The organism is Arcticibacter svalbardensis MN12-7 (assembly GCF_000403135.1).
Taxonomy (GTDB): Bacteria; Bacteroidota; Bacteroidia; order Sphingobacteriales; family Sphingobacteriaceae; genus Arcticibacter; species Arcticibacter svalbardensis.
Window position 1 is genome coordinate 134,570 of the sequence record NZ_AQPN01000145.1, and the last position, 16,070, is coordinate 150,639.

At 37.3% G+C, this 16,070-nt stretch carries 14 protein-coding genes; 3 read left to right on the forward strand and 11 right to left on the reverse strand.

Annotation, left to right across the window (positions count from 1 at the left end):
* Positions 1-6 precede the first annotated feature (6 nt).
* From atpG to ADIARSV_RS19710, 8 genes are all read right to left on the reverse strand, one after another.
* Positions 7-897 (reverse strand): ATP synthase F1 subunit gamma, encoded by an 891-nt coding sequence (gene atpG, locus ADIARSV_RS19675; protein WP_016197439.1) that lies wholly within the window; start codon positions 895-897, stop codon positions 7-9.
* Positions 898-959: 62 nt separating this feature from the next.
* On the reverse strand, positions 960-2,534 hold the full coding sequence (atpA, locus tag ADIARSV_RS19680; RefSeq protein WP_016197440.1) for a F0F1 ATP synthase subunit alpha: 1,575 nt from the start codon (positions 2,532-2,534) through the stop codon (positions 960-962).
* Between the two features lie 72 nt (positions 2,535-2,606).
* Entirely contained in the window at positions 2,607-3,155 is a 549-nt protein-coding gene (gene atpH / locus ADIARSV_RS19685; RefSeq protein ID WP_016197441.1) for an ATP synthase F1 subunit delta, read from the reverse strand.
* 28 nt (positions 3,156-3,183) lie between these two features.
* On the reverse strand, positions 3,184-3,693 hold the full coding sequence (atpF, locus tag ADIARSV_RS19690; protein WP_016197442.1) for a F0F1 ATP synthase subunit B: 510 nt from the start codon (positions 3,691-3,693) through the stop codon (positions 3,184-3,186).
* An 88-nt stretch (positions 3,694-3,781) separates the two neighbouring features.
* A complete protein-coding gene (gene atpE, locus ADIARSV_RS19695) occupies positions 3,782-3,997 on the reverse strand; it encodes an ATP synthase F0 subunit C (RefSeq protein WP_016197443.1) in 216 nt (71 codons plus the stop codon).
* 37 nt (positions 3,998-4,034) lie between these two features.
* On the reverse strand, positions 4,035-4,400 hold the full coding sequence (locus ADIARSV_RS22730) for a F0F1 ATP synthase subunit A (RefSeq protein ID WP_235048452.1): 366 nt from the start codon (positions 4,398-4,400) through the stop codon (positions 4,035-4,037).
* A gap of 31 nt (positions 4,401-4,431) precedes the next feature.
* Entirely contained in the window at positions 4,432-5,049 is a 618-nt protein-coding gene (locus ADIARSV_RS22735; RefSeq protein ID WP_016197445.1) for a F0F1 ATP synthase subunit A, read from the reverse strand.
* A gap of 508 nt (positions 5,050-5,557) precedes the next feature.
* Positions 5,558-5,806 (reverse strand): AtpZ/AtpI family protein, encoded by a 249-nt coding sequence (locus ADIARSV_RS19710; RefSeq protein ID WP_016197446.1) that lies wholly within the window; start codon positions 5,804-5,806, stop codon positions 5,558-5,560.
* 183 nt (positions 5,807-5,989) lie between these two features.
* Between ADIARSV_RS19710 and porW the strand changes: the two genes are divergently transcribed.
* Genes porW through uvrC form a run of 3 tightly spaced genes read left to right on the forward strand, consistent with a single transcriptional unit; the run spans position 5,990 to position 12,800 of the window.
* Positions 5,990-8,692 (forward strand): type IX secretion system periplasmic lipoprotein PorW/SprE, encoded by a 2,703-nt coding sequence (porW, locus tag ADIARSV_RS19715; protein ID WP_016197447.1) that lies wholly within the window; start codon positions 5,990-5,992, stop codon positions 8,690-8,692.
* Between the two features lie 4 nt (positions 8,693-8,696).
* Positions 8,697-10,928: a penicillin-binding protein 1A gene (locus tag ADIARSV_RS19720; protein ID WP_235048453.1), complete on the forward strand. Its 2,232-nt coding sequence runs from the start codon at positions 8,697-8,699 to the stop codon at positions 10,926-10,928.
* Between the two features lie 21 nt (positions 10,929-10,949).
* Positions 10,950-12,800 (forward strand): excinuclease ABC subunit UvrC, encoded by a 1,851-nt coding sequence (gene uvrC / locus ADIARSV_RS19725; protein WP_016197449.1) that lies wholly within the window; start codon positions 10,950-10,952, stop codon positions 12,798-12,800.
* Here the strand turns inward: uvrC and porN are convergent.
* From porN to porL, 3 genes are read right to left on the reverse strand one after another with little or no spacing between them, the layout of a single operon-like run.
* A complete protein-coding gene (porN, locus tag ADIARSV_RS19730; protein WP_235048454.1) occupies positions 12,797-13,642 on the reverse strand; it encodes a type IX secretion system ring subunit PorN/GldN in 846 nt (281 codons plus the stop codon). The genes uvrC and porN overlap by 4 nt on opposite strands.
* Before the next feature lie 39 nt (positions 13,643-13,681).
* Entirely contained in the window at positions 13,682-15,205 is a 1,524-nt protein-coding gene (gene porM, locus ADIARSV_RS19735; protein ID WP_016197451.1) for a type IX secretion system motor protein PorM/GldM, read from the reverse strand.
* A gap of 36 nt (positions 15,206-15,241) precedes the next feature.
* Positions 15,242-16,054 carry a type IX secretion system motor protein PorL/GldL gene (gene porL, locus ADIARSV_RS19740; RefSeq protein ID WP_016197452.1) on the reverse strand — a complete coding sequence of 271 codons (813 nt, stop codon included), beginning with the start codon at positions 16,052-16,054 and terminating at the stop codon, positions 15,242-15,244.
* Between the last annotated feature and the right edge of the window lie 16 nt (positions 16,055-16,070).

Genomic DNA, 16,070 nt, shown 5'->3' on the forward strand with positions numbered 1-16,070 from the left:
GAATAATTAACCGTTGGAAAGAGCAGCAGCACCACTTACAATTTCTGTAAGTTCAGTTGTAATTGCCGCCTGACGGGCCTGGTTATAAGAAAGCTTAAGGGACTTTATAAGGTCACCTGCGTTTTCTGTAGCCTTATCCATTGCAGTCATACGTGCACCATGTTCTGACGCCCAAGAATCTAAAACTGCTTTATATAATTGAGTTTTGATAGATTTTGGTATCAGGCTATTGACAATCTCCTCTTGTGAAGGCTCCAGAATATAATCCACCCTGGATTCTGCAGCCGCATCTCCAGCTTTAGCAGCAGGACGAGGTAATGGCAATAACTGTTCAGTTACCAGAATTTGCATTCCAGCATTTTTGAATTGGTTGTATATCACATCTACCCTGTCATAATCACCATTTACAAATCCATCCATGATGGTTTGAGTAACAGTAGAAACATTCTCAAATGATAAATCTGAAAATATTTCGGTATGATTTCCGATAGTTTTGTATTTACGCCTTTCATAAAAGTCTTTACCTTTCTTACCAATGGCCAAAATGCTTACATTTTGATTTTGGTTTTGAGTGGCATATTTACCAGCAATAAGACTATTAGCGGTTTTAATCACATTTGCATTAAATGCACCCGCTAATCCCCTATTAGAAGATACGACAACAACTAATACCCGTACAGGTTCTCGTTCCTGAATAAATGGAGAGGTTGAATCCTCCAGGCTCGTAGACAAATTGGTCAGAATATCCTTTAGCTTATTTGCATAAGGACGTAACTGAACAATTGCATTTGTAGCCCTTTTAAGTTTTGCAGCAGATACCATTTTCATGGCTTTAGTGATCTGTTGTGTTGAACTTATGGAAACAATCCTGTTTCTTACTTCTTTTAAATTAGCCATCTTATAAAATTTAAATCATAAGTTCAAAAGATGAATTCATCCTTTGAACTTATGAAAACGAACTAGTAGTTCGCAGCAAGTTCTTTTGCAACCGTTTCAAGAACCCCGGTAATCGTATCATCTAATTTCCCAGCTTTTAAGCTTTTCAGCACTTCCGGATGACGGACTTCAAGCTGTTGAGTATATTCTGCTTCGAATTGTTTTACTTTATTAACAGGCACCTGTCTCAATAAACCTTTAGAACCAGCATATATGATTGCCACTTGTTTTTCAACTGCTACAGGAGAGAATTGACCTTGTTTTAGAATTTCAACGTTTCTGGCACCTTTATCCAATACAGATTGAGTAGCAGCATCAAGGTCAGAACCAAACTTAGAGAAAGCCTCTAACTCACGGTACTGTGCCTGGTCTAATTTCAATGTTCCAGCAACTTTCTTCATTGATTTGATCTGCGCATTACCACCTACACGGGATACAGATATACCCACATTAATAGCTGGTCTTACACCTGCGTTAAACAAGTTAGATTCAAGGAAGATCTGACCATCAGTAATTGAAATTACATTGGTCGGAATGTATGCAGAAACATCACCTGCCTGAGTTTCAATGATAGGAAGTGCAGTTAATGAACCTCCTCCTTTAACAAGATGCTTGATTGAATCAGGCAAATCATTCATATTTCTGGCAATTGCATCAGAACTGTTAATCTTTGCTGCACGTTCTAATAAACGACTGTGAAGATAGAACACATCACCTGGATAAGCTTCGCGGCCTGGTGGACGGCGTAACAATAAAGACACTTCACGGTATGCAACTGCCTGTTTTGATAAATCATCATAGATGATCAAAGCAGGACGACCAGTATCACGGAAGAATTCACCTATTGCAGCACCTGAAAATGGAGCATAAAACTGCATTGCAGCAGGATCAGCAGCAGAAGCAGCTACAACAATTGAATAGGCCATTGCTCCTTTTTCTTCAAGAACACGTACAATATTTGCAACTGTTGAATTCTTTTGACCAATAGCTACATAGATACAATATACCGGCTTGCCTTCATCATAAAACTCTTTTTGATTGATAATGGTATCAATACATACAGCAGTTTTACCAGTTTGGCGATCACCAATAACAAGTTCACGTTGACCACGACCAATAGGAATCATGGCATCAATAGCCTTAATACCTGTTTGAAGAGGTTCTGTAACCGGTTGGCGATAAATTACACCAGGAGCTTTACGCTCAATGGGCATTTCATAAGTTTCACCAGTTATTGGTCCCTTTCCATCAATAGGATGACCTAATGTATTTACAACACGGCCTAACATACCATCACCCACCTGTATAGAAGCAATTTTTTCAGTACGCCTCATGGTGTCACCTTCTTTCACATTGTCAGAAGTACCAAGTAAAACAACACCTACATTGTCTTCTTCTAAGTTCAAAACTACACCTTGTAGTCCGTTATCAAATTCAACCAATTCGCCTGATTGAACTTTGGTGAGCCCATAAACCCGGGCAATACCATCGCCCACCTGCAATACGGTACCTACTTCTTCAAGTTCAGCCTCTGATTTAAAGCCCGACAATTGCTGACGCAATATAGCCGATACTTCATCCGGTCTTACCTCTACCATAGTTTTATATTAATATTTTGTTTCTTAATCTGTTAAAAATATATTTCGGGTATGTTTTAAAGTAATAGATACTTAACTAACAACCTTCTGCAAAAAATCTTTCCTTAGTTTATTCAGGCTACTTGAAATACTGGCATCAAATTGTTTGTCGCCAACCTTCAGTACAAAACCGCCGATCAGATCTTCATCAACTAGTGACTCCAGAACTACTTCATTGTTAGTTGCCTCTTTTACTACGCGTAATATTTCAGCTCTATTTGCATCCGTAAGAGGTGCTGCTGAAACAATTTTAGCTTTAATAATTCCTCTAATTCGGTTATAACCGTTTACAAACTCTTTTGCAGTTTCGAAAAGAATTTCAGAGCGACCTTTACTGATAACTATTTTAAAGAACGTCAACACGATCTCATGAACAGATGGACCGAACACTGCCTTAATAATCGCGAATTTTTTATCAGGATTAATAATTGGGTTTTTCAGCACAGCCTTCAATTCGGGCGTTGAACGCAGAACAGCTAGAAAAGAATCGATATCAGACTTAATCATTTCCAAAGAATTTTGTTCCTGGGCTAAATCAAGTAATGATTTTGCGTACCTTGATGCTACTTGAATTTCAGACATCTTATTTTTTGTGAGTGTGTGAAGTTAATTAGTTTAATTTCACGTCTTTTAATAGGTCAGATACTAACGCCTGTTGTTTCTGTTGATCTTCAAACTGTTTGCGAAGAATTTTCTCTGCTATTTGGATTGAAAGTTCGGCAACCTGATTTTTAACTTCGTTAAGAGCAGTCACCTTTTGAGCATCAATCTCGTGTTTAGCTTTCTCGATCATCTTTGCGCCTTCAACCTGCGCACTGGTACGGGCTTCAGCGACAATTTTATCTTTAAGCTCTTTAGCTTCTTTCAAAATCAAATCACGTTCTACACGTGCTTGTTTCAATAAACTTTCGTTTTCATTGGTAAGACGCGCCATCTCGTTCTTTGCCTTTTCAGCAGAAGCAAGTGCACTTTCAATAAAACGCTCACGTTCAGTTATAGCATCTAAAATAGGTGTCCATGCTAATTTCTTAAGCATGATCAGTAAAAGCAGAAAAGCAACAGCTGACCAAACTACAAACCCGAGGTGGTGATTAAGTATACCCTCAAATAATTCTCCCATTTTCTATCAAATAATTTTTTATTGCAAAATTAAAGGACCGGAATTAACCAATCGTTAATCTCCGGCCCTTAGACCGAAGTCCTTTTAATTATTGAGGATTGTTACCCAATAATGCTACTACAACACCGAACAAAGCAACACCTTCTACAAGGGCTGCAGCGATGATCATAGCAGTTTGAATTTTTGAAGCAGCCTCTGGCTGACGCGCAATACCTTCCATTGCTTTACCACCAATTTGACCGATACCGATACCAGCACCGATTACTGCTAAACCTGCACCTAGTGCAGCGATTGAACCTACCATAATTGTATTGATTAATATTAAATAAAAATGTTTCTAACTAATGATGCTCCTGTACCGCTGTTCCGATAAACAGGGCAGTAAGCATTGTAAAAATAAATGCCTGTAAAAATCCCACTAAAAGTTCAAGTACATCCATAAACAATACAAAGGCTACCGATACTGGTGCAATTGCGATTGATTTAAAAATAAATATCAGGGATATCAGACTCAAAACAATAATGTGACCTGCAGAAATATTCGCATATAAACGAATCATTAATGCAAAAGGCTTAGACACTACACCTATGATCTCAACAGGGATCATAATTGGATATAACCACCATGGCACATCTGGTAGTAATATATGCTTCCAGTAGTACTTGTTTCCACTCGTGTTCACAACGACCAAAACAATGAATGACAATAGGAAGGTCATAAAAATATTACCGGTAACGTTAGCTCCTCCTGGAAAAAATTGGAAGCAAGCCTAATAAGTTGTTGATCCAGATAAAGAAAAACAAGGTCAGCAACAAAGGCATGAATTTAGCGTACTTATAACCAATGTTAGGAATAGCGATATCATCTCTTACAAAGATAATAATAGGCTCAATAAGAGACTGAAATCCCTTTGGAGCTTTACCAATACGCTTTTTATAAGCAGATGATACGGATGTAAATATCAATAGTAAAATAATGATAGAAATCCAGGTTGATGCAACATTTTTGGTAATAGAGAAGTCATAGACGTGAGACGATGCTTCTTTGTCGACAGCTCCTGCAGCGTCTACGGCAAAAACCTGATCTTCAATAAGCTTATACGTGTAATGATTACTTTGATAAGCATCTTCGCCATGATTAAACTTTGAAGAAGAAAATAGATCGACGCCTTTATCTGTAATAAGTATAACAGGAAGTGGGAATGAAGTTTCTCCCCATAAATGCCAATAATGAGAATCGGCAATATGCTCCATAATGGCGGCGGTTGGATCGAACTTACCCTCTTCCGGTTTGTGTTCACCATTTTCTACTCCCGGAATCTGGGCATCGGTATTAACGGTGGAACTATCTGTCATTTCACCTGAGTGATTTTGAGCTGATAAAGAGGTACTAAAACTAAATAGAGTGAAAAAAAAAGCGTAAACTATGCTAAGTCTAACTTTTCCTGTACTCAAAATACGCGTAGAGATCATCTAATTGGAGATTTTACTTTTTATTTTGGTGCGCGCAAGTTAACTAACAATGATTTAACTTCAAAGGCCGTAAATAAAAAATATATGGAAAAAAATTCAAGTGCAAAATATGTGCTGCTAACTTTATATATTTTCAGGTAAAAAACAACGAAAAACAAACTGACAATTAACTTTATAAATATAGCAGCCAATAAAATATAAACGGATAGATCACCCCCTGTTTTTATTGCTACATTGGATGTTATATAGGCAAGTAATGTAAGGACACCCAAAAAACCAAAGATAATCCAGAATTTGGGAACAAGAATTGTGTAGGCGGAATCTAATAACAAAGCTACGACTGCAAGGATAAGCACAAGGATGCCGAATTGTATAAGAAATTTTTTTAAACTCAACTTTTATTCTTTTTAACTGAACGAATTACTAAATATAATGAGGCAAACACTCCTGCCAAGCTAAAAAAAGCGGTAAAAATAGGGGTTGCTGAGGATTTTGTTTCATCAATTTTATAGCCTATAAACGTAAAGACACCTATGACGGCTATCATTTGAAATCCCAATCCAGAGTAGTAAGCATAGCTATTAAGAGCCTTCTTTCCATCTTGCTCTTCCAGTTGTTTTGGAGATTTAGGCTTTAACATCTTTCATATTTATAATAATTTTCAAAAGTACGAAATACTTCTCCGCTAACCATAGAATTAGGCATAAGATTTTTTTGTTAAATGTCTTAACCTAACCTTTCAAATTAATTATCGTAAAATTGCTAATTACGAAGCAATGTTGGTGTGAAGCGTTTTCTTACATATTATTATTTATTTATTTTCTTGAGTCTACTTCTTATAGCAGGCTGTGGTTCGGCCAGAAAAATACCGGCTATACAGAATCTTACTGCCCGGTATAATATCATTTATAACGCAGAGAATTTATTAAATAAATGCCGGGAAACCACCGAAAGAAGTATTATCGATGATTACACTCATATATTGCCGGTGTATAAAGAACCAATAAATGAAACAGCGGAATCTAATAGTAAATCGCTCGATTCGGTAATTCAAAAAGCAAATAGTATAATATTAAAAAAAACAGAGAGCAAATATGTAGATGATGCTTACTTTTTGATAGCTGAGGCCAATTTTCAAAAAGCAAATTACTTTGATGCTGCGGAATTCTATACCTATATATATACCTCCTATCCGGATGATTTACGTTTGTCTCAACTTGCAAAATCTAGGAAAGCTCGTGCACTGATTCAACTTAATTACCCATTTCAAGCGGAAGCTATATTAGATAGTGCTTTTGTTCTAAAAAACGCACCTTCTTCTAAAGAGGCATTAACTGATCTATATGCAACGAAAGCGCAGCTCTTAATTTTCCAGAATCGCTTCATGGATGCGGAAGAAATGATCAATCAGGCTCTTAAAGCTAAGCCGCCAAGAAGTCATAAGATCCGATGGACTTATCTTCTCGCACAACTTCAAGAAAAAAACAAACTGCCAGAAAAAGCTTATTCTAATTATACACTTGTTATAAAAGGTAATGCTCCTTTTGAAATGGCTTTTAACGCAGACCTAAACCGCATTCGAATTGATAATGATCATACTAAACAAGACAATATTATTATCCTCAAATCACTACTCAAACGAGATAATAATATAGATTTCCAGGATCAGATTTATTACAAAATAGGAAACATCTATCAGGAAAGGAACCAACTTGATGAAGCTGTTAAAAGCTACAATAAGTCCATAAAGCTCAATACTGGCAATAAAAATCAAAAAGGACTTTCTTATTTGAAGTTAGCTGAAATAACTTTCCAGAAGGGACAATATACACTGTCAAAGACTTACTACGACACCACTTTGTCTACTTTGCCTCCTACATATCCGGATTATTCGGTAATAAAACGCAAAGCAGCTAGTCTCACTTTTCTTGCAAATCGGTTCAATAACATTTATGTTGAAAAGCAACTACAGGTATTTGCAGTGCTTTCCGAACAAGACCTTAAAGAAAAAATAGACAGCTTAATAAGAAAGCAATCGGATCTTACACTTCGTGCTGAACCTTTTCACGCTTCACAAAATAATTCATTAGCTTATTCAGATCAAGCTGTGGAAAGTTCCAGAGATAACACATTTTACTTCTACAATACTGCAGCTTTAACCAAGGGGAGTGTTGACTTTAAGCAGCGGTGGGGTAATAGAAAACGTAGTGATAACTGGAGAAACAGTACTAATTTAGGTATCGAAATCACACAGGCGGTATCTAGTCCGCTTACTTCCCCTCTTGCCGACACAATAAGCACCAGCTCTGCGTACACAGCTTTATTCAACGAATATATGAAAGAGATACCGCTGGATAATAAAAAAATGCAGCTTTCAAATGAACGAATTGCAGCTGCAATGTATGAAATTGGTGATTTTTATCGTACCGAACTTCAGGATAATGAAGAAGCACAGAAGACATTTGAAAATTTACTAGCTCTTTATCCGGCAAGCAGTTATGCCAGTTCTACCCTGTATAGCTTATATCTTTTAAATCTGGATAAAAACCCTGCTAAGGCCGATAATTATAGAAAACTGATTATAAACAGATACCCGGAATCAAACTTTTCAAAAAGCTTACAAAACCCATTATTTAATATGCAGTCGGCTGAAAAGGAAAAAACATTTAATCAGGACTATACCGCTATTTTTGAGTTGTACACTCAAAAAAAATACAGAGAGGTTATTCAACTTACAAATGAATTTAAAAATCGAAACAACCGCACCTTTCTTTCAGCACAATTGGCTTATCTGGACGCTCTTGCTACAGGCCATTTACAAAAGCTTCCTGCATTTGAGGAGTCACTTCAATCCATTATTTCCACCTTCCCAGAAGATTCTCTGGTTACCCCCCTGTCAAAACAACAACTTCAATATGTGGATCTAAACAGGCAGGAGCTTATGAAAAGGAATACAGCTTTATTGGAAAATGATTCAAAGAGTGCGATCTATGAACCGGAAATACTACCCGAATCAAACGGACATGTAAAGCATATATCAAATCCTTCGAACCAATCAAAGTTGGAAAATAAGATTTCAACAATTGAGAATGATGGTATTCCGGATAAAACTAAATCAAGCGAAGGTCCAGCAGTTCCTACAAATCAAGTCTTGGCTGAGGCTCAATTTAGTTTACCAGATTCAGCTGAATATTATTTTGTTATTAATATCTTAGATTCAAGAACTAATCTTAGTCCGTCCAGATTTGGTATTGGACAGTTTAATAGAACCCGATATCTATCTTTACCAATAAAACATCAATTAAAAGTGGTGAATAAGGAAAATCAACTGATATTTGTAGGTCCATTTACGTCAAGAACTAGTGCTAATTCATACGAAAATAATATTGCTCCATTAATTAAAGACATAATGAAAATCCCTTCTGATAAATACAATACCTTTATTATCACCAAAGAAGGACTTGAAAAACTAAATACAGGTACGATTATACAATCGTATGTTGAATACTTTAATAAAAGTAAGTAGAAATATGCCACAAAATAAAACTTTACTCTCCAAGCAGGAAATTACCAAGTACACCATAACCTTTTGGAAAATCATTATTGGCTGTATCGCATTTGGCATCATTTTAATTTTCAGTATTGGATTAGGCCTATTTGGGAAATTGCCATCATTCCGAGACCTTGAAAACCCTAAAAGTAACTTATCATCGGATGTAATTTCTGATGATGGGGTAGTTTTAGGATCCTACTATGTGCAAAACAGAACCAATGTTCGCTACGACCAAATATCGCCCAATGTAATAAATGCCCTTATAGCAACTGAAGATATTCGATTTTATAGTCATTCAGGAATTGACTTCAAACGTATTTTCACGATTATATTTTATAATCTGATGGGAAACAAACAAGGAGCCAGTACAATAACACAGCAATTGGCTAAAAATCTTTTCCCACGTGAGGGCGTAAATGGTTTTTTTAGTACCGTTATTGTTAAATTTAAAGAGTGGATTATCGCCTTAAAACTGGAGCGTAATTATACCAAGGAAGAAATTATAACCATGTACCTGAATACGGTGGATTTTGGTTCTTACAATAGTTTTGGTATTAAATCAGCTTCACAGACCTATTTTAATACATCACCGGATAAATTAGCCCCTGAACAAGCTGCCATATTGATAGGTATGCTTAAAGGGCCATCATGGTACAATCCTGTACGTAATCCAGACCGTGCTTTAGCCAGACGAAATACAGTTCTGGATAATATGGGAAAGGCCGGCTATTTATCAGATCCGGAAACAGAAGAGTTAAAGAAAAAGGATTTGGTATTATCCTTCAAAGCCACGCATCATTTTGACGGATATGCTGCCTATTTCAGAGCAGTGCTTAAAAAAGAAATACAGAAAATATTTGACGAACAGAATATTACTAAAGCAGATGGCACTCCTTATGATCTGGATCGTGATGGTTTAAAAATATATACCACTATAAATTCGCACATGCAGCAATACGCCGAACAAGCACAGCGCGAATATATGAAAAAATTACAAGCATCATTTAACAAGGTTTGGGTAAATAGAAACCCATTTAAAGGGGAAGCAGCAAAGATCCTTGAATTGGGTATGACCATGTCAGACCGCTATCACCAATTAAAGGAAGATGGAATGTCTGATAGCGAGATCCGAAAAAACTTTAATACCCCAGTAAAAATGGTTCTATTTAGCTGGAATGGTGATGTCGAAAAAGTGATGACTCCAATGGATTCTATCAAATATAACAAGCTGATGCTACGTAACTCCTTAATGTCGATGGAACCTCAAACAGGATTCGTACGTGCCTGGGTAGGTGGTATTAACTTTGAGCACTATAAATATGATCAGGTTAAGACGGGGAAACGGCAGGTAGGATCAACAGCTAAGCCCTTTACCTATGCTGTAGCCATTGAAAATCAAGGTTACTCCCCTTGTTTTATGGCTCCCAACTCACCTATAAATGTGGATGGTTGGGAACCGCGTGCCTATAAACCAATTCCAGGACCAATTTCTTTAAAAACGGCCCTTGCATTTTCTCAAAATTATGCAACAGCCTATTTGATGGGTCAGGTAGGTGCAACGGCAGTATCAACCCTAATTAAAAAGATGGGAGTGACAAGTGATGTCCCAGCTTATCCATCCATTGCCTTAGGAAGCTTTGATGCATCCGTCTTCGATATGGTTGGTGCTTATGCCGTATTTGCCAATCAGGGTATTTGGACCGAACCCACATACCTGAACAGAATTGAAGATAAAAATGGAAATGTGCTTTATGAACGTAAGGCAAAGGTTGTGGTTGCACTGAATCCTCAAACTGCCTATGCGATGACTGATATGCTAAAGGGCGTAGTTCAACGTGGCACAGGACGTCGGTTATTGTATACCTATAAATTAACCAATCCTATAGGTGGAAAAACTGGAACCACTCAAAATAACTCCGATGGTTGGTTTATTGGTATTACACCTCAATTGGTTACAGGGGTCTGGACAGGTGCCGATGATCGCGGGATACATTTTCTCTCTACAGATCAGGGTGGTGGCGCCAATTCCGCATTACCCATATTTGGGCTTTATATGCAAAAAGTATACAAAGATCCAACTCTTAAATACTCTAAAGGCGACTTCGAACCACCAAAAGGAGGAAGTACCATCACTCTAAACTGTGATGCATATGCCCCTAAAATCACAAAAGACTCAACCGTAGTTCCAACGGAAGAACCAACCCCATAACAAATCCTTGCCATAGAAAAGATGAAGTTTGATTATCGTGAGGCTTTAAAAAAGATTCCAGTTAATCCTGGTGTATATCAGTATTGGGATGAAGCTGGTGAATTGATTTATATTGGTAAAGCCAAAAACCTTAGAAACAGGGTAGGTTCTTACTTTAACAAGGACAATTACCGCATTAATTCAAAAACAAGGGTTCTGGTTAGTAAAATTGCAAACATTACATTTACAATAGTTGATTCTGAGATAGACGCCTGGTTGCTGGAAAACAGTCTGATTAAAAAACATCAGCCCCGGTATAACGTACTCCTAAAGGACGATAAAACGTATCCCTGGATTGTTATAAAAAATGAAACTTTTCCAAGGATTTACTGGACAAGAAACATTATAAAAGATGGATCAAAGTATTTTGGTCCCTATGCCTCTATCAGCATGATGCATACTATTCTTGGTCTGATCAAGGAGATCTATCCATTGAGGACCTGTAATCTACCTCTCAGCCAATCCAACATAGCAGCAGGGAAGTTTAAAGTATGTCTTGAATATCAGATTGGAAATTGTAAAGGACCCTGTCAGGCATACCAGTCAGAAGAAGATTACAATAATAATATAACCAACATTTATGATATTTTAAATGGCAAAACTGGCCAGGTAGTGAGAAGTGTCAAATCGCAACTTGATATTGCTTCATCAGAACTTAACTTTGAACTTGCTCACAAATTAAAAAGGCAGTATGATTTGCTGGAGAAATACCAGAGTAAATCGACCATAGTGAATTCTTCGATTTCCGATGTAGATGTATTTAGCATCGCTTCAGACGAAAAACTAGCATTTGTTAACTTTTTGAAAGTAATGAATGGGTCTGTGATCCAAACACAGACATTAGAGCTAAAGAAACGACTAGAAGAGACAGATGAGGAACTTCTAAGTATTGCTATTACAGAGTTCCGAACTCGCTTTAACAGCAACTCCAAAGAGATAATTATACCCTTTGAGCTTGAATTGGAAGACCCTCTGCTTAAGTTTACTGTGCCTAAAATGGGAGAAAAGAAAAAACTTCTGGAGCTTTCTCAAAAGAACGTAATTTTCTTTAGACGGGATAAGATGGAACAGTATGAGAAGCTCAATCCTGAAGTTCGAACCGATCGGCTGCTCAATCTAATGATGAAGGATTTAAGGCTAAATCAGTTGCCCCGACATATAGAGTGCTTTGATAACTCAAATTTCCAGGGCAATTACCCCGTTTCAGCTATCGTCGTTTTTAAAGATGCAAGACCTTCTAAAAAAGATTATCGCCACTTTAACGTTAAAACTGTAGAGGGCCCCAATGACTTTGCAACAATGGAAGAAGCAGTATACCGACGCTATAAAAGGATGTTGGAAGAAGAAACACCCTTACCTCAGCTAGTGATCATAGATGGTGGAAAAGGTCAACTGTCAGCTGCTCTAAAAAGCTTGAAACTATTAGGTATTGATAAACAATTGACAGTTATTGGAATCGCCAAAAGGCTGGAAGAGCTCTTTTTCCCTGGCGACCAATACCCATTATACCTGGATAAAAAATCAGAGACACTTAAGATTATACAACAACTCAGAGATGAAGCACATCGCTTTGGAATAACCTTTCATAGGTTAAAAAGAGATAAAGGTACACTTGTAACTGAGCTTTATGATATCCCGGGAATAGGAAAAACAACAGCAGAAAAGCTTTTAGTACGCTTTAAATCAGTTGTAAAAATCCGTGAAGCATCGAAAGAAGAACTCCTAACCGTTCTTAATTTAAAACAAACAAAATCGCTGCTTTCTTATTTTGATGATGGCAGCAGCATCGATTTATCAACATCTGCAGATGACGAAAAAGATCTTAGTAACTAGTAAGACCACAAATCATGCTCGTAATCCATTAGTTCTTTTTTGACTCGCTCTGATTCATAAAGGCGATCAATACCAATGGTGTAATCTTTAAACCTAAGATCATCCGGATTTGATTCCTTAACGATATAACTTGAAAACAATCGCTTCATAAATATATCATCATAGCTTAATCCTGTAGCATCATTATTTTTTGTTGAAACAGCTTTAGTCGCGAAAATATGTCTTGCTTCTGGAAAATAAATCCAAAATGCAGGTTGTTCGCCTAAATCCTGACCGGCAGCCTTAATTTTAACCATTGGAGCAATCCCAATTATACGGGGTTCGAAAACCGAACGTTGTTTATCAAAAATCCAGTCTTCTTTGATTTGAAATCGCGTTACACTATCAGGATTAAACTCCCCACTTGCCACATGCGACCCAATTTGCTCTCCATTGTCATTAAAATCAGGAATTACCACACTATCAGCAAATTTAGCCATTACATTACCAGCCGGTAAAAGCGTACCAAAGGCATCACCACTAGGATCTGATTTTGTGCTAACAGCATCATATGCATTAAGCTCTCCAGCCATAACAGCATCCATTATCACATCAATTAAACGTGATTTTGGTGAGGCATATACATGATTCATTCTTTCCCTGGTATCTATTTCACGCCATACACGCTTAGAAAACATAACATCTGCATCTCTTAAATTTGCATAAGGTGTTACTTTAGCATTCTCTATATTGCTACGCTTATAATAACCATCCACGGGTCTCTCCGTTGCAGGTTCTTCAGAGATAGGGGTTATTGAATTGTTTTGATTAGGCTTTTGCGCACTTGCCAATGCCGCAAACAAACTAAAAAAACGAACAGGTAATATCTTTTCATTTTCTGATTAATTAGCAGTTAATGCAATAGAATTTAAAGCCCTTTGAGACCCATCAGGACCCACTGCAACAATATTGTCGAATATAACTCTTGAACCTGGACCTATTCCAGCTAAAGCAGAATGCATAGCAGCACTTAAGCTATTACCCGAAACACTTAGTACCACTGCATCAGCTCTTGGTTTAGCAATAATTAGAGTAAACCGGGTTACAGTAAACTTAGCGTCAAAGTCAAAGTTTTCTAACATCGCAAATACTTTCCCCTGGGATTTTATTGCCACTGAGCTCATTACGCCACCTGTTTTGCCTGCAAATTTTGCTACCGGATCAGGTATCCGCTTCACGCGAAATTCAGTACTTCCAATTGTCTGAACTCTGCCGGGAGCTATTTCCGCTGAAACAGAAACCTTAGCAGCGCCAGGAGAACTAACATTGACTGTATATTTCCCTTGAGAACCTTTTATTGAGCCTCCACTCATACTAACCCTCAGCTTCTCTTTGGATATTCCAGGAGCAGACACCGAAACCGGATTAGATACTCCTATATAAAAAACATTCATTTTATCTGGCGAAACAACAGCAGAAGGACGTGCAACCTGATATTTTTGCTCAGGGGTACGGTATTCCTTTATTTTGCCATCTGTTTGTTTTACTTTGATAATTCCTGACCATGAAAATATTCCTTCACGTGTAGTTGATACAGAATATAGACCCTTTCCATCTCGCAAGGTAAGGTTTGAACCTCCTACACTTATTGTAGGAGTAGTCCTTGAATCATAAGCTGTCAAAAACACTTCAGCAGTATATGGTTGCCCTTGAATTAAATAAGATGTTGGAGCAACAGCGACTGCTGCAAATTTATCCAGATTTACAATTGCCACATCCATTTTTCCTAAAATCCTTTTTATAACATCAGCTTCTGTATTCTTAGCGTCCGTCTGTATTTTAGTTAATATGGTCATTGCTGCAGTCAGCGGTGTACCTTCACCAAAATTAGCCTCTTCCCATTTAGCCCTGCCCTTAACCGGATCATTTGCTTGTAGTGACATTGATAAACCTGCGCGTTCCTTAGGATCAACTAACGCAATGAGCTTTTCTCGGGTTTCGTTAATTTTTTCCTTTAACATTTTACCCTTCCTCTTATTTATCATAATACCAGGAGCAATATCCATATTATCGCGTTGAACCAGGTCGCCTGTTTCAGGATTGTAGCCTTGACCAGCTGTTACAAATTCTTTTTTGAGTTCTTCAATGTAAGAATTAAGCTCTTCAGCAACGGATTGTGCTTTTTTAGCTTTCTCATATATTGGGCGAGCTCTTTCTGGTTCTTTTTGAAGCTTCGTAGCTTCAAATGCTGCAAAAAGTTGCTCTACACTTGTATTGACATTTGAACGAGACATTTCCAAACTGTCATTAATATTTTTAAATGCATTAAGAATACTATCCGACACATTCAACGCGAGCATAGCTAGCAATACCAAATACATGATATTGATCATCTTCTGTCTCGTCGTTTCTTTTCCTCCTGCCATTGTTTAATATTGAAATAATTAATAAACCTGATCTGATTAAACTCTTGGCTGGTTCATTGCTGAAAGCATATTACCATAAATAGCATTTAGAGATGCTAGATTTTTAGCCAGATGGCCAACTTCATCTTTAAATTTCTTTGAGTCCTCCAATGATTCATTAAAGTTCTGCATAGTAACAGAAACATTCTGATAGAATTTATTCATTGACTTCAAATGAGCACTTGAATCTTGTAATTCAAGCTCATATACGGTGTTCAGTGCTGATAAATTTTTTGCCAAATTATTAACCTGATCATGATAAGATTTTGTATCAGAATTAGAATTTCCCAGTTCTCTAAGATTTTCGGTTGCTCTGTCAAATGTTTCACTCAACCTGCCAAATCCAATAGAAGCTCCTTTTACCTTATCAGTAAAATCTTTTGCTATCAAAGAAGCATCCGCAACATTCGATATAGATGCTACTTTATCGCCAAAAGTTCTTAATCCAGTGCCTAAGCTTTCTATAAGTTCAGGACTAATTTTCGCATCTGCTAACATCTTATCTAAAGCCACTGTTGTCGATGGAGCTTGAGTAGCAGGCTTTACCGATTTAACTGATGGTTCTCCTGAAAAATCATCTGCCAGTTCAGGATATACTTTAGACCATTCAAGATCTTTTGCTGGTGGAACAAACCCCGTGATGAAAAACAAAAAGGCTTCGACTCCCAGTCCTATCCCAATCATATAATTCCCCCAAATTCCCCCAAGATGCAATATTTTAAACAATGCGCCTAAAATCACCACACTTGCTCCCCATGAAATTGCTTTATGTAGAAAAGCCTCTGCACCTGCACTTTTTTTATCAGCCATTTTATTGTTGAATTAT